Origin of the sequence: Mesorhizobium abyssinicae (genome assembly GCF_049887195.1) — a bacterium.
Taxonomy (GTDB): Bacteria; Pseudomonadota; Alphaproteobacteria; order Rhizobiales; family Rhizobiaceae; genus Mesorhizobium; species Mesorhizobium abyssinicae.
Genome location: NZ_JARAKC010000001.1, coordinates 687006 through 706920 on the forward strand (window position 1 = coordinate 687006; position 19915 = coordinate 706920).

At 65.6% G+C, this 19915-nt stretch carries 19 protein-coding genes; 11 read left to right on the top strand and 8 right to left on the bottom strand.

Translation table 11 applies throughout. The features are described from left to right. The 4 genes from PU724_RS03130 to PU724_RS03145 form a co-directional block, all read right to left on the bottom strand. Complete coding sequence (locus PU724_RS03130; RefSeq protein WP_354419619.1) at positions 1-579, bottom strand: sarcosine oxidase subunit gamma; 579 nt, start codon at positions 577-579, stop codon at positions 1-3. Then, a complete protein-coding gene (locus tag PU724_RS03135; protein ID WP_354419621.1) occupies positions 572-3565 on the bottom strand; it encodes a sarcosine oxidase subunit alpha in 2994 nt (997 codons plus the stop codon). The genes PU724_RS03130 and PU724_RS03135 overlap by 8 nt, the downstream gene beginning before the upstream one ends. After that, positions 3562-3858 (bottom strand): sarcosine oxidase subunit delta, encoded by a 297-nt coding sequence (locus PU724_RS03140; protein WP_127286935.1) that lies wholly within the window; start codon positions 3856-3858, stop codon positions 3562-3564. Before PU724_RS03140 ends, PU724_RS03135 begins: the two co-directional genes overlap by 4 nt. Before the next feature lie 63 nt (positions 3859-3921). Next, positions 3922-5175, bottom strand: a complete 1254-nt coding sequence (locus PU724_RS03145) for a sarcosine oxidase subunit beta (RefSeq protein ID WP_354420152.1) — start codon at positions 5173-5175, stop codon at positions 3922-3924. A gap of 270 nt (positions 5176-5445) precedes the next feature. Between PU724_RS03145 and PU724_RS03150 the strand changes: the two genes are divergently transcribed. The 7 genes from PU724_RS03150 to PU724_RS03180 all read left to right on the top strand — a co-directional run bounded on the left by PU724_RS03150 (position 5446) and on the right by PU724_RS03180 (position 11108). Further along, positions 5446-6204, top strand: a complete 759-nt coding sequence (locus PU724_RS03150; protein WP_354419623.1) for an SDR family oxidoreductase — start codon at positions 5446-5448, stop codon at positions 6202-6204. Between the two features lie 109 nt (positions 6205-6313). Then, a complete protein-coding gene (locus PU724_RS03155) occupies positions 6314-6700 on the top strand; it encodes an SET domain-containing protein (protein WP_127308941.1) in 387 nt (128 codons plus the stop codon). A gap of 176 nt (positions 6701-6876) precedes the next feature. Beyond that, a complete protein-coding gene (rpsU, locus tag PU724_RS03160) occupies positions 6877-7140 on the top strand; it encodes a 30S ribosomal protein S21 (RefSeq protein ID WP_126058367.1) in 264 nt (87 codons plus the stop codon). 195 nt (positions 7141-7335) lie between these two features. Then, positions 7336-8190, top strand: coding sequence for a tetratricopeptide repeat protein (locus tag PU724_RS03165; RefSeq protein ID WP_127287196.1), 855 nt, complete (start codon positions 7336-7338; stop codon positions 8188-8190). A gap of 275 nt (positions 8191-8465) precedes the next feature. Next, positions 8466-8939, top strand: a complete 474-nt coding sequence (locus PU724_RS03170) for a DUF992 domain-containing protein (RefSeq protein WP_354419627.1) — start codon at positions 8466-8468, stop codon at positions 8937-8939. Between the two features lie 73 nt (positions 8940-9012). Further along, a complete protein-coding gene (locus PU724_RS03175; RefSeq protein ID WP_127393779.1) occupies positions 9013-9495 on the top strand; it encodes a DUF992 domain-containing protein in 483 nt (160 codons plus the stop codon). Between the two features lie 164 nt (positions 9496-9659). Then, entirely contained in the window at positions 9660-11108 is a 1449-nt protein-coding gene (locus tag PU724_RS03180; RefSeq protein ID WP_354419629.1) for an MFS transporter, read from the top strand. A 30-nt stretch (positions 11109-11138) separates the two neighbouring features. On the opposite strand, the gene PU724_RS03185 is transcribed toward PU724_RS03180, so the two are convergent. Continuing rightward, positions 11139-11981 (bottom strand): LysR family transcriptional regulator, encoded by an 843-nt coding sequence (locus PU724_RS03185; protein ID WP_127308938.1) that lies wholly within the window; start codon positions 11979-11981, stop codon positions 11139-11141. A 96-nt stretch (positions 11982-12077) separates the two neighbouring features. On the opposite strand from PU724_RS03185, the gene PU724_RS03190 reads away from it, so the two are divergent. After that, positions 12078-13409, top strand: coding sequence for an aspartate aminotransferase family protein (locus tag PU724_RS03190; protein WP_354419632.1), 1332 nt, complete (start codon positions 12078-12080; stop codon positions 13407-13409). Between the two features lie 36 nt (positions 13410-13445). Here PU724_RS03190 and coaBC read toward each other — a convergent pair whose 3' ends face one another. The 3 genes from coaBC to ubiE all read right to left on the bottom strand — a co-directional run bounded on the left by coaBC (position 13446) and on the right by ubiE (position 17382). Then, positions 13446-14918: a bifunctional phosphopantothenoylcysteine decarboxylase/phosphopantothenate--cysteine ligase CoaBC gene (coaBC, locus tag PU724_RS03195; RefSeq protein ID WP_210212278.1), complete on the bottom strand. Its 1473-nt coding sequence runs from the start codon at positions 14916-14918 to the stop codon at positions 13446-13448. Positions 14919-14988: 70 nt separating this feature from the next. Beyond that, on the bottom strand, positions 14989-16563 hold the full coding sequence (gene ubiB, locus PU724_RS03200) for a 2-polyprenylphenol 6-hydroxylase (RefSeq protein ID WP_354419633.1): 1575 nt from the start codon (positions 16561-16563) through the stop codon (positions 14989-14991). Between the two features lie 42 nt (positions 16564-16605). Continuing rightward, on the bottom strand, positions 16606-17382 hold the full coding sequence (gene ubiE, locus PU724_RS03205) for a bifunctional demethylmenaquinone methyltransferase/2-methoxy-6-polyprenyl-1,4-benzoquinol methylase UbiE (protein ID WP_320253962.1): 777 nt from the start codon (positions 17380-17382) through the stop codon (positions 16606-16608). A gap of 135 nt (positions 17383-17517) precedes the next feature. Between ubiE and PU724_RS03210 the strand changes: the two genes are divergently transcribed. The 3 genes from PU724_RS03210 to PU724_RS03220 all read left to right on the top strand — a co-directional run bounded on the left by PU724_RS03210 (position 17518) and on the right by PU724_RS03220 (position 19905). After that, positions 17518-18492 carry an adenosine deaminase gene (locus PU724_RS03210; RefSeq protein ID WP_354419634.1) on the top strand — a complete coding sequence of 325 codons (975 nt, stop codon included), beginning with the start codon at positions 17518-17520 and terminating at the stop codon, positions 18490-18492. Between the two features lie 114 nt (positions 18493-18606). Then, positions 18607-19236, top strand: a complete 630-nt coding sequence (gene upp, locus PU724_RS03215) for a uracil phosphoribosyltransferase (RefSeq protein WP_354419636.1) — start codon at positions 18607-18609, stop codon at positions 19234-19236. 105 nt (positions 19237-19341) lie between these two features. Further along, entirely contained in the window at positions 19342-19905 is a 564-nt protein-coding gene (locus tag PU724_RS03220) for a TIGR02281 family clan AA aspartic protease (RefSeq protein ID WP_292168975.1), read from the top strand. The last annotated feature ends 10 nt before the right edge of the window (positions 19906-19915 follow it).

Sequence of the window (19915 nt, forward strand, 5' to 3'; positions counted from 1 at the left end):
TCAGTTCGCCGCGTCGCTCGCCGCATCCGACAGCAGAGTAAAGACATAGTCCGAGAACGAACGCCAGCATTCGACCCGGAAGGCATCCGCCGCCGTGCGCAGCAGCACGATCTCGGCCTTGCCGAGGATGGTGCGCGAAGCCCCCCCGACCGGGAACGCGTCAAGAGAGAGATCCTGCGGGCAGCCGGAGTTGACGGTCACGGCGGCCGCCGGGCCGGTGACGGAAAACGCGACGTTGCGGTGCGAGATGCCAACCGCCGAATGCAGCGCCGTCACCTTGGCGCAGTCGGCGAGCGGATCCTTGCCCGCCTCGTCGATCACCAGCCATTCGTCCGGTCCGAGCCAGAGCGCCGTGCGCCCGGCCTTGGCCGCCGAGGTCTTCGGCTTTGTCGGCAAGCTCACGCCGAGCGCCTTCGAAAGCGCGGTCAGCGAAGCCTCCGGCGCGCGCAGCGAAATGCGTTCGGCCGGCGCCAGCACGGCGAGCGTGACGCCCTTCGCCTCTGTCGTGCGCCCGGCCAGCGCCGGGCGGCGCTCGGCCGACGAGCCCGCAGCGGTTGTCTTTGCGGCAGCCTTAGCCATTGAGGCGCTCCCCCTTCTCGTCGAAGAACACCATGCCGGTGACTTCCACCTCGATCGTCCCGTTCGGCATCGGCACATAGAGCGTCTTGCCCATGCGGTCGCGTCCGCCGGCGACCAGCGCCAGCGCAATCGAACGGCCGCAATTCTCCGACCAGTAACTTGAGGTGACGTGGCCGATCATCTTCATCGGGATCGCTTGGCCAGGATCCTCGACGATTTGCGCGCCCTCTTCCAGCACCACCTTCGGATCCTTGGTCTTGAGGCCGACGAGCTGCTTGCGGCCCTTGGCGACAAGGTCCGGCCGCATCAGGCCACGGATGCCGACGAAGTCGGTCTTCTTCTTGCCGACCGCCCAGTCGAGGGCTGCATCGTTCGGCGTCACCGTGCCGTCGGTATCCTGGCCGACGATGATGTAGCCCTTCTCGGCGCGCAGCACGTGCATGGACTCGGTGCCGTAGGCGCAGGCGCCATGTTTCTGGCCTTCGGCCCACAGCGCCCCCCAGACGGCCTGGCCGTAGTCGGCCGGCACGTTGACCTCGAAGCCGCGCTCGCCGGTGAACGACATGCGGAACAGCCGCGTCGGCACGCCGCAGATCTTGCCTTCGCGCACCGACATATGCGGCAGCGCCTCGTCCGACATGTCGATGCCTTCGACCAGCGGCGCGATAATGTCGCGCGACTTCGGCCCTTGCACCGCGATGACCGCCCACTGCTCGGTGATCGAGGTCAGCCAGACATTGAGATGCGGGAACTCGGTCTGGAGATAGTCCTCCATGTGGTGCATGACGCGCGGCGCGCCGCCCGTCGTCGTCGTCACATGGAAGCGATCCGGCGCCAGCCTGCCGACGACGCCGTCATCATAGATGAAGCCGTCCTCGCGCAGCATGATGCCATAGCGGCAGCGGCCGGGCTCGAGCTTCTCCCACGGATTGGTGTAGAGCAGCTCCATGAACTTGGCCGCGTCCGGCCCGACCACCTCGATCTTGCCCAGCGTCGAGGCGTCGAACAGGCCGGCCGTCTTGCGCACCGTCACGCATTCGCGGTCCACGGCTGCGTGCATGTCCTCGGCTCCCCGGGGGAAATACCAGGCGCGCTTCCACTGGCCGACATCCTCGAACACCGCCCCTTGCGCCGCGGCCCAGGGATGGATCGCCGTCCGCCGCGTCGGGTCGAACAGCGCGCCGCGCGCATGGCCGACGATCGATCCGAAGGTCACTGGCGTATAGGGCGCGCGGAAGGTGGTGAGCCCGACCTGCGGGATCGGCTTGCCGAGCGTCTCGGCGGCGATCGCCAGACCGTGCATGTTGGACGTCTTGCCCTGGTCGGTCGCCATGCCGTTGGTGGTGAAGCGCTTGACATGCTCGATCGAGTGCATGCCTTCATGCACCGCCTGGCGGATGTCTTTGGCGGTGACGTCGTTCTGGAAATCGACGAAGGCCTTGACCGTCGTGCCCTGTCCGGCGCCGGGCGCGGCGCCCAGCATGCCGCGCGACCAGCTCTCGCTGGCATCGACCTTCGGCTTGGCGCCTTTGCCTGCCTTGCCGCCGGCCTCTTTCGCCGCCTTGGCGCCCGCCGCATAGGCCTCGTCGACCGTCGCGTCGAGGCCATCCGTGCCGTTGCAGGCGCCGACCGAAACGCAGTCCTGCGCATAGGTTCCCGGCACGAAGCGCCGCGTCTCCTCGTTGAACGCGACCTTGCCGCGCGACTGCGAGAACAGATGCACCGACGGCGTCCAGCCGGCCGACATCAGGATCGCGTCGACCGGGATGGTGCGCTCGCCGCCGCCATTCTTCGGCTGCACCGTCATCGACGACACGCGCAGCTTGCCGCCGGCGCGAACAACAGCGCGGCCGAAATTGATCTCGATGCCGAGTCCTCTCGCCTCGTCGATCACCGGTCCGGTCGGGTTGTCGCGCAGGTCGACGATTGCCGCGATGTTGACGCCGGCCTTCTTCAGGTCGATCGCCGCCGCGTAGGCGGAATCGTTTGCCGTGTAGACGCCGACATTCCTGCCGACAGCGACGCCGTAATGGTTGAGATAGGTGCGCGCGGCCGAGGCCAGCATGACGCCAGGACGGTCATTGTCGGCGAACACCATGTGCCGTTCGATGGCGCCGGTCGCCAGCACGACTCGGCTGGCGCGGACTTGCCAGAGGCGCTCGCGCGCCAGTTCGCGGCCGGGGTTCTGCAAATGGTCGCTGACCCGCTCGACCAGGCCGACGAAATTCTGCGCGTAATAGCCGAAAGCAGTCGTGCGCGTCAGCAGCCGGACGTTGTCCATTGCCTTGAGCCTGGCGATGGCAGCTTGCGCCCAGGCGAAGCCGTCCTCGCCGTCGATCCGGGCGCCGGCCTCGAAGCGCAGGCTGCCGCCGAATTCGGCCTGCTCGTCGGCGAGGATCACCCTGACGCCGGTCTCGGCCGCGGCGAGCGCCGCGGCGATGCCGGCAGCGCCGCCGCCCAGCACCAGCACCTCGCAATGGGCGTAGCGCGCGCCGTAATGGTCGGGATCCGGCTTGTCCGGCGACACGCCGAGGCCTGCCGCGGCGCGGATCTTCGGCTCGTAGAGGCTCTTCCAGGCCGCCTTCGGCCACATGAAGGTCTTGTAGTAGAAGCCGGCCGAGAACAGCGGCGAGGCGATGTCGTTGACCGCGCCGACGTCGAAGGCGAGCGACGGCCAGCGGTTCTGCGAGTTGGCGGTGAGCCCGTCATAGAGCTCCTGCACGGTCGCCCGCACATTCGGCGTCTTGCGCGCGTCGTCGCGCACGATCTGCACCAGCGCGTTGGGCTCCTCCGCGCCGGCCGACAGGAAGCCGCGCGGCCGATGGTACTTGAACGAACGGCCGACGAGGTGGACGCCGTTGGCGAGCAGCGCCGAGGCCAGCGTGTCGCCCTCGACGCCGGTATAGGCCTGGCCGTCGAAGCTGAAGCGGGCGGTCTTCGCCTGCTTGAGGCGGCCGGCGCCGGAAATGCGGAAAGAGATGCTCATTTCGAGGCTCCCGGCAGCTTCGCAGGCTTCGGCTCGCCGGCCTTGTAGGTCATGATGAACTTGTCGGTGACGGTGTCGCGCACGGCGTTGAAGAAGCGCGCGCAGCCATGCATGTGGCGCCAGCGCTCATAGATCACGCCCTTGGGGTTCGAGCGGATGAAGAAGAACTTCTCGAAATCGTCGTCGCTCTCGCCGGCAATGTTGGTCGAGCGCGCGATATGCGCCTCGCCGGCGTTGCGGAACTCGAGTTCCGGGCGCTCTTCCTCGCAATAGGGGCAGCGGATGAGAAGCATCTGTTGGTTCCTACAATTCGCCGTGGCCAGTGGCCGGTTGGTCGCAAAGCCTTTCGGCAGCCATCAATGCGCCACCGCCGCCGCTGCCGCCTCGTCGATCAGGCGGCCGGTGCGGAAGCGCTCGATGGTGAAGGGCGCGTTGATCGGGTGCGGATCGTCCTTGGCGATGGTGTGGGCAAAGACGTGGCCCGAGCCCGGTGTGGCCTTGAAGCCGCCGGTGCCCCAGCCGCAATTGACATAGAGTCCCTTGACCGGGGTCTTGGCCAGGATTGGCGAGCGGTCGGGCGTGACGTCGACGATGCCGCCCCAGGAGCGCAGCATCTTCATGCGCGTGAAGATCGGGAACATCTCGCAGATGGCGTCGAGCGTGTGCTGCAATATGTGCAGGCCGCCGGTCTGCGAATAGGAGACGTACTGGTCGGTGCCGGCGCCGATGACCAGTTCGCCCTTGTCGGACTGCGAGATATAGGCGTGCACCGTGTTCGACATGATCACGCAAGGCACCACCGGCTTGACCGGCTCCGACACCAGCGCCTGCAGCGGGTAGCTCTCCAGCGGCATGCGCACGCCGGCCATGTTCATGATCACCGAGGAATGGCCGGCGGCGACCACGCCGACTTTCTTGGCGCCGATGAAGCCGCGCGTCGTGTCGACGCCCGTGACCGCGCCATTGGCCGCACGCTTGACGCCGGTGACCTCGCAGTTCTGGATGATGTGGACGCCGCGCGCCGAGGCGCCGCGCGCATAGCCCCAGGCGACGGCGTCGTGGCGCGCCGTGCCGCCGCGCCGCTGCAGCGCCGCTCCCACGACGGGGTAGCGCGCATCCTTGGAGATGTTGAGCGGCGGGCAGAATTCCTTCGCCTGCTCCGGCGTCAGCCATTCATTGTCGATGCCGTTGAGACGGTTGGCGTGCACGTGGCGCTTCAGCACCTGGATGTCGTGCACATTGTGGGCGAGCATCATGACGCCGCGCGCCGAGTACATGACGTTGTAGTTGAGCTCCTGCGAGAGCCCATCCCACAGCTTCAGCGCATGGTCATAGATGCCGGCGCTCTCGTCATAGAGATAGTTGGAGCGGATGATGGTGGTGTTGCGGCCGGTGTTGCCGCCGCCGAGCCAGCCCTTCTCCAGCACCGCGACATTGGTGATGCCGTGCACGGTGGCCAGATAGTAGGCCGTCGCCAGGCCATGGCCGCCGCCGCCGACGATGATGACGTCGTATTCCTTCTTCGGCTCCGGCGAAGACCATTGCTCTTCCCAGCCCTTGTGGCCGCGCATGGCCTCGCGGGCGATGGCGAATACCGAATATTTCTTCACGTTCCAGGCCTCGCGCCAGTAGCTTTCGCGGAATTTTGCGGCCGGGCATCCCCGCCTCGGCACGCGAGGAGTATCACTAGCGAAACCGCGCAGCCATCCTTGCGCTGTTTGCGACGGCGCTTGCCGTTTTGCGCCGTGGCATCCACGGGCGAGCAACCAAGCCACGCGGCACAAACCCCAATGCAGCTTTCGGGTGGCTCGGACCGCCGCCATTTGCGACCAAGCGTCCAATCGCTGGCAAGGCCGGCACGAAAGAAGGATGCTCAGAAGATGCTCGCACTGACAGACAAGGTCGCCATCGTCACCGGCGCCAGTTCCGGCATCGGCCGCGCCACCGCAAAGCTGTTTGCCGAGGAAGGCGCCAGGCTGATCGTCGCCGCCCGCCGCCAGGCCGAGCTCGAGGGGCTGGTGGCCGAAATCGGGGACGCTGACGGCGCGGCGATCGCGCTTGCGGGCGACGTCCGCGACGAAGCCTATGCCAAGGCCCTCGTCGACCTCGCGGTCGAAAAGTTCGGTGGCCTCGACATCGCCTTCAACAATGTCGGCGCCGTCGGGCAGATGGGATCGATTTCCGACCTGTCGCTCGATAGCTGGCGCGAGACGCTCGATACCAACCTCACCAGCGCGTTTCTCGGCGCGAAATACCAGGTGCCGGCGATGATCGAGCGCGGCGGCGGCTCACTGATCTTCACCTCCACCTTTGTCGGCCACACCATCGGCATGCCCGGCATGACGAGCTATGCGGCAAGCAAGGCCGGGTTGATCGGTTTGACGCAGGTGCTGGCCGCCGAATACGGGCCGCAGGGCTTGCGCGTCAACGCTTTATTGCCGGGCGGCACCGACACGCCGGCGGCGACATTCAAGACCCCGGAATCGCGAACCTTCGTCGAAAACCTTCATGCATTGAAGCGTGTGGCGCAGCCGGAAGAGATCGCCCGCTCGGCGCTTTATCTCGCCTCGGACGCATCGAGCTTCACCACCGGCACCGCGCTGTTTGCCGATGGCGGCGTCTCGATCAACCGGACGTGAAGGGATTGGCGGCCACAGCACTGCCCGCCGGCCGAAAATCTCACGAAGCGGCCTTGCATTTCGCTTCGATTTGACGATTCCGTTTCCCGTCGAAAACGGACGGTAAGAGATGCTGCTGATCAGGACCTACGTCGCCCAGAGCGCCATCGAAGGTGTCGGCGTTTTCGCCGCCGAGCCGATCCGCAAGGGTGCCTCGATCTGGCGCCTCGATCCGGATTTCGACCGGCTGATCCCGATGGAGAAATACGAGGCGGCGCCGCCGCATCTGAAGGAACTGCTCGACCGCTACGCCTACCCCAGCCCCGACCGGCCGGGCTTCATGGTCTACGAGGTCGACAATGGCCGCTTCATGAACCATGCCGAGCGGCCGAACACGGACTTCTCTCAGTATGGCGGGGCGACCGCGACCCGCGACATCGCGGCGGGCGAGGAGATCACCTGCGACTACGGCGAATTCTTCGAGGATTTCGCCCGCCTGCACCTGGCGACCGCGTAGCGGACGCCCGACGAGCGGCGGCGGGTTGCGATTTCGCCGCTCGATTGCATTCGGCAGTGGACAGGACGGCCTGATTCTGCTATCAGCCGCCACAATTCGCGGTGCAACCTGCCGCGGAGGCATAGTGGCTATGGCCGCTTGCCTGTTGATTTCAAACCCGAAAGACAGGATTGCACGTGCAGGTACTCGTCCGCGACAACAATGTTGACCAGGCGCTCCGCGCGCTGAAGAAAAAGATGCAGCGCGAAGGCATTTTCCGCGAAATGAAGATGCGCGGTCACTACGAGAAGCCTTCCGAGAAGCGCGCCCGCGAAAAGGCGGAAGCCGTGCGCCGCGCCCGCAAGCTGGCCCGCAAGCGCGCCCAGCGCGAAGGCCTGCTGCCGATGACGCCGCGTCCGGCTCCGGCTGGCGCTGCGGGTGCTGCGCGTTCGCCGCGCTGATACCGCCAATTTTTCGTCCTTTTCGAAGGATACCCAAGGGTGGCGCGATGCGGAATCGCCGCCACCCTTTTGTTTAGAGCGACGTGCGCCTGCTTGGACGCACAACGGATGCTCTGACACTTTGTGATGAAGTTTGACCCGGTTCGGAGAGGGAACGGACCTGACGGCGCGGCGGGCAGTGAGGACAAAGCAGAGATGAATTCAATTTCCGTGGAGCGCAGAACCGCAATGCGCGGCTTCGCCCTGACGGCGGCCCTGCTCTCGGGCCTGGCGCTTGCCGCATGCCAGACGGCCCCGACCGGCGAATTCAACAACATCGACAAGGCGCAGGGCTCGACCGAGAACATCTCCTCGCTGTCGGCGGTGATCCAGCGCAATCCGCAGGATCCGGAAGGCTACAATGTGCGCGGTTCGGCCTATGGCCGCGGCGGCCAGTACCAGGCGGCGCTGAAGGACTTCGACACCGCCATCCAGCTCAACCCGAATTTCTACCAGGCCTATTCGAACCGCGCGCTCATCCAGCGCTTCCTCGGCAACCAGGAGGCCGCGCTCGCCGACTACAACCGTTCGATCCAGATCAACGCCAATTACGACGCCGCCTTTATCGGCCGCGGCAATCTCTACCGCAAGGCGGGCCGCACCCAGGACGCCTTCAACGATTTCCAGAAGGCGATCCAGCTCGATACGACCGATGCCCGCGCCTACCACAATCGCGGCCTGATCTATCAGAGCCAGGGTCAGCACAAATTCGCCATCGAGGATTTCTCGACCGCCATCTCGCTGGCGCCGGACGCCGCCGAGCCCTACAACGGCCGCGGCCTCTCCTATCTGGCGACGGGCGACGAGGACAACGCCTTCTCCGACTTCAACATGGCCATCAAGCTCGACGGCAAGAACGCCGAGGCCTGGGCCAACCAGGCGCTGATCTACGAGCGGCGCGGCGACAAGGCGCGGGCGGCGAAGTCCTACCGCGAGGCGGTTCATCTCGATCCGAACTACCAGCCGGCCAAGGACGGCCTGTCGCGCACCAACACCGCCAGCGCCAGCTGATACAGCCGGCGCGCCGCGCGACGCCCTGTCGATAGGGTCGATCCCGCATGGCTGGAAGGCCTGGTCGCCAACGAGGCCTTCCGCCCAAAAGAACCGATCCTCAGTCGGAGATGCTTGGAAAATCCGCCGGCCGTGTCCGACGACGAACCGCTGTCACCCATGCTGACAGCGAGGGCAAAGCGTTAACCCTTGCCATGTTCGCGCCAAGTTTTCGGCGGAACGCTCCACGCACCTCGACCGTTAACCGGGGCCAAATTTGCGAAAGGACCTTTCCAATGCTCAAGACACTTGCCTATGCCGCCGCGCTCGCCACCACGGTCCTCGCGTTCCCCGTCAACGCCGGCACGCTCCGGCTTGGCACGCTTGATTGCACCATCGACGGCGGCGTCGGCTATGTCATCACCTCGAACAAGGGCGTGTCCTGCACCTTCCGCCCGTATCATCATGGGCCGGCCGAGCAGTACACGGGAATGATCTCCAAGCTCGGCATCGATGTCGGCCAGACGCATCAGGGCCAGCTGGCATGGGCGGTTCTGGCCGCCACCCGAAGCCATGACGAGGGCGACCTTGCCGGCAGCTATTATGGCGTCAACGCCGAGGCGAGTGTCGTGACCGGCGGCGGCGCCAATCTCCTGGTCGGCGGGCTGGGTGGCGCCTTCATGCTCGAGCCGCTCAGCGTTCAGGCGCAGACTGGCGTCAACCTGGCGGTGGCGGTCACCTCGCTGGAGCTGATCCACTCCTTCAAATAAGGCGCATTTGCTCCCTTACGCGCGGCGCGGAACAGGTTACTGTTTCGCGCCGCATGCTTTTGGGGGGACCGCCATGCCAAGAACCATAATTGCCGCTGCTCTGATCGCTACCGCCTGCGCGGGACAGGCCGATGCGCAGAGCGGCGGCGTCGAGCTTGGCGTGCTCGATTGCGCCATCGGCGGCGGCACCGGCTTTGTCTTCGGCTCGAGCAAGGACCTGAGCTGCACCTTCACGCCCGCCGACAAGACTTTCGCGCCGGAGGCCTATTTCGGCGCCGTCAACAAATACGGGCTGGACATCGGCACCACCAAACAGAGTGTCATGCAGTGGCTGGTGCTGACGCCGCTGAAGAACATCTATGCGCCGGGCGCCCTTGCCGGCGACTATGTCGGCGCCAGCGCCGAGTTGACGGCGGCGGTCGGCGCCGGCGCCAATCTACTCGTCGGCGGCTCCGAACAGGCCTTCACGCTGCAGCCTCTCAGCTTGCAGACGCAGACCGGCATCAACATCGCCATCGGCGTCAGCCAGTTCCAGCTGCGCAGCACCGCCAACTGACAGCTCATCAAAAGCCGGTCTTCAAGCGTCGCGGCGTTCGCCATACATTCCTGAAAAGGCCTCTTGAGCTCAACCGCGCTTGAGGTTCTACAAGCTCAGCCGAACTGGATCTGGCGCCCTTTCGCGTTGCGGATGAGGCTGCGAATGGCAAGCAGGAGATCGACGTGACGGCGGCAAGCGGCAACAAGGCGGGCGGCAAGGTGGACTGGCGGGCATTGTGGGCGAGCGGCGACCTGGCGCGCTTTTGCTTCATCAGCCTCGGCATTCTGTTGCACGCCACCAACGAGACGATGGTGGCGACGGTGATGCCGGCGATGGTCGGCGAGCTGGCCGGCGTGCAATTGGTCGGCTGGTCGCTGGCGATCTACGAGCTTGGCGCCATCGTCGCCGGTGCTGCCGCCGGAAGGCTGGTGAGTTATGTGGCGCTGCGCACCAACATGATGGTTGCCGCCTTGCTCTATGCGGCCGGCGCGCTGATCTGCGCCACCGCACCCTCAATGCCGCTCTTCCTTGCCGGACGGCTGGTCGAGGGGCTGGGCGGCGGTGCGCTGGTGTCGCTGGCCTTCGTCTCGGTCGAGCGGCTGTTCCCGCGCAACATTTGGCCGCAGCTTTTCGGCATCATGTCGGCGATCTGGGGTGTTGCCGCCTTCAGCGGCCCGATGCTTGGCGCCATCATGGCCGAGCTTCTGTCGTGGCGCTGGGCCTTCGGCATCTTCACCGTCGGCGGCACCGCCATGGCGCTGGCAAGCTTCATCGTGCTCGACACGCCGCAGGCGACCAGGCCGCAGGTGGACAAGGGCACGGCGCCGCCCTTCCCTTATGCAGCGCTCGGCTGCCTTGCCGTCAGCGTCGTGCTGATCGCCAGCGCCGGCGTCGATGTCGCCCTGCTGCGCTCCTCGCTGCTGCTTGGGCTGGGGTTGATCGGCCTCGTGCTATTCTTCCGCATCGATGCGCTGAAGCCACCCTCGCGGCTGTTTCCGTCGCGGCTGTTTTCATGGCGCTCGCCGGTCGGCAGCGGCATGACCATGGTGGCCGCCTTCTCGGTGGCGACCTGTTCCTTCGCCATCTACGGTCCGCTGCTCTTGACCACGCTGCACGGCATCCCGATCCTGACCACCGGCTACATCATCGCCGCCGAATCGATCGCCTGGTCTATTCTCGCGATCCTCGTCGCCAACGCACCGCTGGAGCGCGAGCGGCTGATCATCGTCATCGGCGCCCTGATGATCGCGGTCGGCCTCGCCGGGCTTGCCTATGCAATCCCGAGCGGCTCGATTCCGTTGATCCTGCTCTGCGCTCTGCTGCAGGGCGGCGGCTTCGGTGTGTCCTGGCCGTTCCTCACCCGCGTCATCGTCGCCTCGGCCCGTGACGGCGAGCAGACCATCGCCTCCGCCGCGGTGCCGACCATGCAGCGCATCGGCTATGCGGTGGGGGCGGCGCTCGCCGGCATCATCGCCAATGCCAGCGGCTTTTCCGAAGGCCTGAACCGCGACGCGGCGGCGAACGTCGCCGGCTGGCTGTTCCTCGCTTTCGTGCCGCTCGGCATTCTCGGCTGCCTGGCGGCCATCAGGATCGCTATGCCAGCCGCGCATCCACAGGAAGCGACGGGCTGACCTCGGGAGACAATCGGAGAGCGGAAGTTCTCACAGAGACGGCAGAACGGCTCGGATGTGATCGGCGAAGGCCTCGACCGCGGGTGATCGCTCGGTGTCGGCAAAGGCGACCAGAATGCCAAGCTGGGGCAAGCGAGGAAGCGGCGCGCCCAGAACATGGAGGTCCGACGGCACCGCATCCTCGGTCATCACGCTGATTGCCAGGCCCGACCGCGCAACGGCGATCAGTCCCGCAAGGCTGTTGCTGGCATAGGATATTTTGTAGCGCAGTCCGGCGCGCGCCATGGCCTCGCAAGCCGCCTTGTGGTCGACGGCATTCGACGCCGACAACGCCAGCGGCACGACGTCGCCAAAATCGTAGAGGTCCAGCGCCGGCTTGCTGCCCACCCATACGAGCGCTTCGGTGCGCACATGCGCGTCGCTTGCGTTCGGACTGGAGACAAGCGCCAGGTCGATCTGGCGCGCGTTGAGAAGCGTCCGCAATTCGACGGTGGGCGCCGAAACCACCTTGATTTCGACATCGGGATATATGGTTCCGAAGCCCTTCAGCAGCGCGGGAAAGAACGCGCTCAGATAGTCCTCGGGACTGCCGAAAATAATCGAACCGTGCAGGCCTTTGTCGGACAGCGCCGAGATCGCCTCGTCATGGATTTTGAGGATGCGCTCGGCATAGGCCAGGAAGCGCTCGCCGCTGCCGGTGAGCCGCACCCCGCTGCCGCTGCGATGAAACAGGCTCTGGCCGAGGGCTTCCTCGAGCCGCTGCACCTGCATTGTCACGGCCGACTGCGTGCGTCCGACCTGTACCGCCACCGCACTGAGGGTTCCCGAATGCGCCGCGCGCACGAATGTCGCCAGCAGCTTGAGATCGAGCATATCAAATCCATTGATATCAGAATCCGACAACTATCAATTTTACTGCATCCGCGCCAGCCGCTAGATTGTTGGCTCAACGCTTGCTGGAGTTGAGAGATGTCGAAAAACTTGGAGCCTGGGTTTTGGGATTCGGCGCGCAAGCACCTGATCCGCTATGGCGGCAGCTTCGAGCCCGCCATCATCGAGCGCGCCGCTGGCTCCTTCGTCTACGATGCCGACGACAGGCCCATCCTCGACTTCACCTCCGGACAGATGAGCGCCCTGCTCGGGCATGCTCACCCCAGGATCGTCTCGACGGTCAGCCGCCAGGTGGAAAGAGCCGCGCATCTTTTCAGCGGCATGCTGTCTCGCCCGGTGGTCGAGCTTGCCGAACGTCTCGCCGCGCTGGCGCCCGGCCTCGACAGGGTGCTGCTGCTCTCGACCGGCGCCGAGTCCAACGAAGCAGCCATCCGGATGGCCAAGCTGGTGACCGGCAAGCACGAGATCGTCGCCTTCTCGAAGAGTTGGCACGGGATGACCGGTGCTGCCGCGTCGGCGACCTACAGCGCCGGCCGCAAGGGCTATGGGCCCGCGGCGGTTGGATCTCTTGCAATTCCCGCGCCCAACAGCTTCCGGCCGCGCTTCAGGAATGCCGACGGTTCATTGGATTGGCTGACCGAGCTGAACGATGCCTTCGATCTGATCGACAGCCAGTCGACGGGGAGCCTGGCGGCCTTTGTCGCCGAGCCGATCCTGTCGAGCGGCGGCATTCTGGAATTGCCGCAAGGCTATCTGGCGGCGCTCCAGCAGAAATGCCGCGAGCGCGGAATGCTGCTGATCCTCGATGAAGCGCAGACCGGCATCGGCCGCACCGGAGACATGTTCGCTTTCCAAAGGGATGGCGTCACCCCTGACATCCTTACGCTGTCCAAGACCATCGGCGCCGGGCTTCCCCTATCGGCGGTGATGACGACGGCTGAAATCGAGGAAGCAGCGCACGACAAGGGCTTCCTGTTCTATACCACGCATGTCTCCGACCCGCTGCCGGCGGCTGTCGGCGTTGCGGTGCTCGATGTGGTGGAAGAGGAAAAGCTCGTCGACCGGGCCCAGCGCCTCGGAGCGAAACTGTTCGAAGGGCTGTCGCGGCTGAAGCAGCGATATGAATGTGTCGGCGACGTGCGCGGTCGCGGCCTGCTGCTCGGGGTCGAGATCGTCAAGGACGGCAAGGTGCCCAATCACGAGTTGGGCGCCGCAATCGCGGCGGAAGCGTTCCGGCGCGGCCTGAGCATGAACATCGTCAAGCTTCCCGGGATGGGCGGCGTCTTCCGCATAGCCCCTCCTTTGACCATCTCCGAGGAGGAACTGGATCTCGGCCTGAGGATCATTTCGGAGTCCATCGAAGCCGGATTAGCCGCCAACGCGAGCCTTCCAGGCATAGCCGCCGAGTGAAATTACCCGGGCCGGCCGTCTTCGGCGGCGGGGCGTTCAGACAACGATGGTCTTCAGCCGCTCGGCAATGAGCGCGGCGAGTCGTGTCGCCACCTCGTCCTTGCCCATCTCAGGCCATTCCTCGACGCCTGCCTTCGAGACGATCCGCACCTTGTTGCGGTCGCCGCCCATCACGCCGGACGGGCCGATGCCGCTTTCATGCGAGACGTCGTTGGCGACGATGAAATCGGCGCCCTTCTTCTTCAGCTTGGCCTCGGCGTTGCTGATTAGATCCTGCGTCTCGGCGGCGAAGCCGACGACCAGCCCCGGCCGCTGCTGGTGATGACCGACGCCGGCGAGGATGTCCGGATTCTCGACCATCTGCAGCGAAGGCGGCCCCTCGCCGGCCACCTTCTTGATCTTCTCGCCGGCAGCATTGGCCGTGCGCCAGTCCGCGACGGCGGCGACGAACACCGCCGCATCCGCCGGCAAAAGGCTTTCGACCGCGCCCTTCATCTCGGCTGCGGTCTCGACATGGGTAGTGATGACGCCGGCCGGATCGGCGATGGTGACCGGACCGGAGACCAGCCGTACATCGGCGCCGAGCTTCGCCAACGCCGCCGCAATGGCGTGACCCTGCTTGCCGGACGAGCGGTTGGCGATGTAGCGCACCGGGTCGATCGGCTCATGCGTCGGCCCCGAGGTGACGATGATCCTGCGGCCCGCCAGCGGCTTCGGCCTCTCGTCGAGCAGCGCCTCGATCGCGGCTGCTATCTCCAGCGGTTCGGCCATGCGGCCCTCGCCCGCCTCGTTGCTCTCGGCCATCTCGCCTTTGGCCGGGCCGACGAAGACAACGCCGTCTTTTTGCAGGGTCGCCCGGTTGCGGCGGGTCGCCGGATGCGACCACATTTTCGGGTTCATCGCCGGGGCCATCAGCACCTTCTTGTCGGTGGCAAGAAGCACCGTCGAGGCGAGATCATTGGCATGGCCGTTGGCAAGCTTCGCCATCAGATCGGCGGTGGCCGGCGCCACCACCAGCAGGTCGGCCTCGCGCGACAGGCGGATATGGCCGACATCATGCTCGTCATTGCGGTCGAACAGTTCGGTGAAGACATGGTCGGCCGAAAGCGCGCCGGCCGAAAGCGTGGTGACGAACTCCTGCGCCGCCGCCGTCATCACCACCCGCACCGCCGCACCGCGCTCGCGCAGGCGGCGGATCAGGTCGAGCGCCTTGTAGGCGGCGATGCCGCCGCCGATGATGAGCAGGATGCGCTTGCCGGAAAGGCTGCCTCGCAGGGCAGCCCTTCCGGATGCGGCGGCAACGGGCATCGCCGGCTGGCGCGAGCCTGCCAGTTCGTGCAGCGTCTTCTCGATCTGGTCGAGGCGGCCGGCGGATCCGACTTGACCTTCGACCGAGGCCCGAAGCATCACCCGCGCCTGCTCCTCCATCGAGCGGTCGTTTTCGGCCGCCAGCCGGCGCAGCAGGTCCTTGATTTCGTCGTCAAGATTGCGAATGGTGATGCTGGCCATGTGATTGCACTCTGCTTGGCATCTCTGGTTGCAATGATAGCAATGCAATCAAGAGAGGGCAACCAGACCGCTAGGTGAGCTTCCACACGATGTAGAGCAGCGTCAGCGCGATCACCCACAGGGCCACGCGGCCTGAGCGGGTATGGCGTGCCTCGGCCTTGCCGATGGCGCGTGCCGTCGCCTCGTCGAAGCGCAGCCCGTGCTCGGCCATCAGGTCGATCTCGCGGGACAGCCGCTCGGTGCGGGCGGCGATATCTGGAGCCTGGCGGGCCAGTGCCAGCAGCGCCTTGGTGCCGTCGCGCGCATCGACAAGAAGGCCGCGCGGGCCGAGATTGCCGGCGATCCAGTCGCCGACCACCGGCTCGGATGTCTTCCACATGTTGAAGGCCGGATCGAGCGTGCGGGCGACGCCCTCGACCACCACCATGGTCTTCTGCAACAGGATCAGCTCGGGCCGGGTCGCCATGTCGAACAGTTCGGTGACCTCGAACAGCAGCGTCAACAGCTTGGCCATCGAGATGGTTTCCGCCGGCTGGCCGTGGATCGGCTCGCCGATGGCGCGGATCGCTTGCGCGAAGGCCGAGACATTGTGCTGGCGCGGCACATAACCGGCCTCGAAATGCACCTCGGCGACACGCTGGTAGTCGCGCACGATGAAGCCGTAAAGGATCTCGGCGAGGAAGCGGCGCTCCTTCTTGCCGAGCCGGCCGGCAATACCGAGATCAACGGCGACGATGGTGCCGTCGGCCTCGACGAACAGATTGCCCGGATGCATGTCGGCATGGAAGAAGCCGTCGCGCAGCGTATGGCGCAGGAACGACTGGATGAGGTTGGTGGCGATCGCCTTGAGATCGTGACCTGCCTCCACGAGGCCGGCAATGTCGTTCATCTTGACGCCGTCGACCCACTCCATGGTCAAGACGTCGCGGCCGGTCCGCTCCCAGTCGACCGAGGGCACGCGGAAGCCCGGATCGTCCTTGGTATTCTCGCCGAGCTCGGACAGCGCCGCCGCCTCGAGCCTGAGATCCATCTCGATCTTTGTGGTCTGCGCCAGCGTCTCGGTCACCTCGACCGGCCGCAGGCGGCGCGACGAGGGGATGTATTTTTCCTGCAGGCGGGCGGCGAGGAAATAGCTTTCGAGATCGTGGAAGAAGCGCCGCCGCACACCAGGCCGGATGACCTTCACCGCCACCCGGGTAGCAACCCCTTCCTTCACCGTCTCGGCGTTGTGCACCTGGGCGATCGAGGCGGCGGCGACGGCGCCGTCGAAGCTGGCGTAGAGATCGCCGATCTTGCGCCCGAGCGAGGCCTCGATGGCGGCGATCGCCTCGGCCTGCGGGAACGTATGCATCTTGTCCTGGAGAAGCGCGAGGTCGAGCGCCATGTCATTGCCGACGACGTCTGGCCGTGTCGCCAGGAACTGGCCGAGCTTGACGTAGGATGGCCCCAGGCGCACCACCGCCTTGGCCAGCCGGTCGCCGCGCTTGTAGGCAAGCGCGCTGCGGCGGGTGAACAGCCGCGCCATGCGCCAGCCGAATTTCGGCAGGCCGGAAAGCTCCTCGCCCGGCAGCGCCGAGACGACGCCCTCGCGGACCAGCACCCAGCCGGCCCTTGCGAGCCGAAAGGCGGCGCCGACGCTGCTCATCGGCCGCTGCTCATCGTCTGGCCTGCCTCAAGGTTTCCTGCCTCAAAGCTTCCAGCCCGAATGCAGTGCGGCGATGCCGCCGGAATAGTTGCGGAAGGAGACGCGGTCGAAGCCCGCCCGGGTGATCATGGAAGCGAAATTCGCCTGGTTCGGAAATTTGCGGATCGATTCGACCAGGTAGGAATAGGGTTCGCCGTCGCCGGTGACCGCCTGGCCGATCTTCGGGATGGCGTTGAACGACCAGGCTTCGTAGGCCTTGTCGAGCAACGGCATCTCGACCTCGGAAAATTCGAGACACAGCAAACGCCCGCCTCGCTTCAGCACGCGGAAGGCCTCGGTGAGCGCCACGTCGATGCGCGGCACGTTGCGGATGCCGAAGGCAATCGTATAGGCGTCGAACGAGTTGTCGGCGAAGGGCAGTTCCTCGGCATTGGCCTCGACGAAATCGGCGTTTTCGCGCAGGCCTTTCTTCTCGGCGCGGTCGCGGCCGACGTCGAGCATCGAGCCGTTGATGTCGAGCACCGTGGCGTGCGCCTGGCGATCGCTCGCCTCGATGATGCGGAAGGCGATGTCGCCGGTGCCGCCGGCAACGTCGAGCACTTTCCAGCCCGGCCGTTTCGGCGGGTTGAGCCATGTCACCATGGCGTCCTTCCACAACCGGTGCAGCCCGCCCGACATCAGGTCGTTCATCAGGTCATAGCGATTGGCGACCTTGTGGAAAACGTCGTTGACCAGGGACTGCTTGTCGCCGGCCCCTACCCGCTTGAAACCATAGGAGGTTTCCATGCCGCCCGCGGCCGTGGTTCTCTCACCTGACATTATTTTGATCCGTCATAAAACCGGCGGGACCATAGCCGATCACTGGTGCGGGCGCTATTGTTTAAGGCGCGGTGTTCGGCCGCGCTTCCAGGTGGTGGGCTTATCGACCTGGACCGAACTTGACGGGATGACTGTATGCCTCTGAAAGCGGAACTGCACTGCCACATCGAAGGGGCAGCGGCGCCCGAGCTCGTCATCAGCCAGGCGCGCAAATACGGCAAGGACACGTCGCCCTACATCAAGGACGGCGCCTTCGTCTGGCATGATTTCACCTCCTTCCTCGCGGCTTACGATTTCGCCTCCGACCTGTTCCGCACCGAGGAGGACTATGCGCGGCTGGCAGACCACTATCTCACCAGCCTCGCCCGCGACGGCGCCATCTATTCCGAGGTCTTCACCTCGCCGGACCACGCAAAAAAGGCCGGCCTGTCGCCCAAGGCCTATACCGACGCGCTCGGCGAAGGCATGGCGCGCGCCAAGGCCAAGACCGGGATCGAGGGCCGCATGATCGTCACCGGCGTGCGCCATGTCGGCGTCGAGTCGATCGAGCAGGCGGCGCGCTTCGCCGCCCGCTGCGGCCACCCGCTGGTGACCGGCTTCGGCGTCGCCGGCGACGAGCGCATCGGCGATTTCGAGGACTATGTCCGCGCCTTCGAGATCGCCCGCGAGGCCGGCCTCGGCATCACCATCCACGCCGGCGAACTGATGGGCTGGGAGAGTGTGGCGGCCGCGCTCGACCACATCCGGCCATCGCGCATCGGCCATGGCGTGCGCGCCATCGAGAATCCCGACCTCGTCCGGCGCATCGCCGAGGAAGGCGTGGTGCTCGAATGCTGCCCGGGCTCCAACATCGCGCTCAAGGTGTTCGGCAGTTTCGCCGACCATCCGTTCCCGGCGCTGCTGGCGGCGGGCTGCAAGGTGACGCTCAATTCGGACGATCCGCCCTATTTCTGGACCTCGCTGAAGCGCGAATACGACATCGCCACCGAGCATTTCGGGATCAAGGACAAGGCGCTTGTCGCCATCACCAGGACGGCGATCGAGGCCGCCTTCGTCGACCGCAAGACGAAAGCAGCGCTTCTCGCCCGGCTGAACGGCGCCGGGCGCTGACTGCCTTACAGGCAAATTTCCGGCAAAAACTGTGATCGGTGACGGCCAAGCGGTTCCTTGGCCGCCGCATTGTCGCTAGGGTCTTTCGGATTGCCGGAATTCCAGGAGAGCACCATGCAGGGCGTCACTGTCGTCGACCACCCGCTTGTCCAGCACAAGCTGACCATCATGCGCAAGAAGGAGACGTCGACCGCCGGCTTCCGCAGGCTGCTGCGCGAGATCTCGTTGCTTCTGGGCTATGAGGTCACGCGCAATCTCGAGCTGACGACGACCGAGATCGAGACGCCCATCGAAACGATGGAGGCGCCGACGCTCGAGGGCAAGAAGCTGGTCTTCGCCTCGGTGCTGCGCGCTGGCAACGGCCTGCTCGAAGGCCTGCTAGATCTGGTGCCGGCGGCGCGCGTCGCCCATATTGGGCTCTACCGCGACCATGACACTCTTGAGGCGGTCGAATATTTCTTCAAGGCGCCGAGCGACCTCGCCGACCGGCTGGTGATCGTCGTCGATCCGATGCTCGCCACCGCCAATTCGGCGATCGCGGCGATCGACAAGCTGAAGGGGCGTGGCGCCACCAACATCCGCTTCCTCTGCCTCTTGGCAGCGCCCGAGGGCATCGAGCGCTTCACCCAGGCGCATCCCGACGTGCCCGTCTTCACCGCCTCGATCGACCGCCAGTTGAACGACAAGGGCTATATCATGCCCGGCCTTGGCGACGCCGGCGACCGCATGTACGGCACCAAATAGGCCCGCTGTTTACCACCCGTTTACGCAAAGCCGCGGTTTCGGCCGACGTTAAAGTCGAAAACACCATGTCGGGGTTAAGGATCGGCCTTCACACAGGCCGGTCCCATGCTGCGCAAGCTCCTCTTCCTTGGCGTCTTTGCCGGAACATCGGCATCGATCCCGATCGTCTATCAGTCGAACCCGCAGATGCTCGATGGGCTGTTCAAACCGGCGGCCGACTCCAGGCCGGCGACCGAGCCGCAGCCGGCCCTGAACCTCGCCGCGGTTCCGGACAAGCCTGCCGCGCCGCTGCCGCTCGGCCGCAAGGTGGTGGTCAACGCCGACGCGCGCGGCCACTTCAGCTCCGCGTTCAAGGTCAACGGCCGCCAGGTCGACGGCATGATCGACACCGGCGCGACGCTGGTCGCCATCAACACGTCCACGGCGCGCCGCGTCGGGATCTCGCTCAGCCCGTCGGATTTCATCCACGAGGTCAACACTGCCAATGGCTCGATCAAGGCCGCCGTGGTGACGGTCGACCGCTTGCAGATCGGCAAGATCTCGGTCGACAATATTCAGGCGGTGGTGCTCGACGACCGGGCGCTGCAGACCAACCTGATCGGCATGAGCTTCCTGCAGCGGCTGCAGAAATACCAGGTCGAGAACGGGGCGCTGCTGCTGGTCCAGTAGGGCTGCGGGA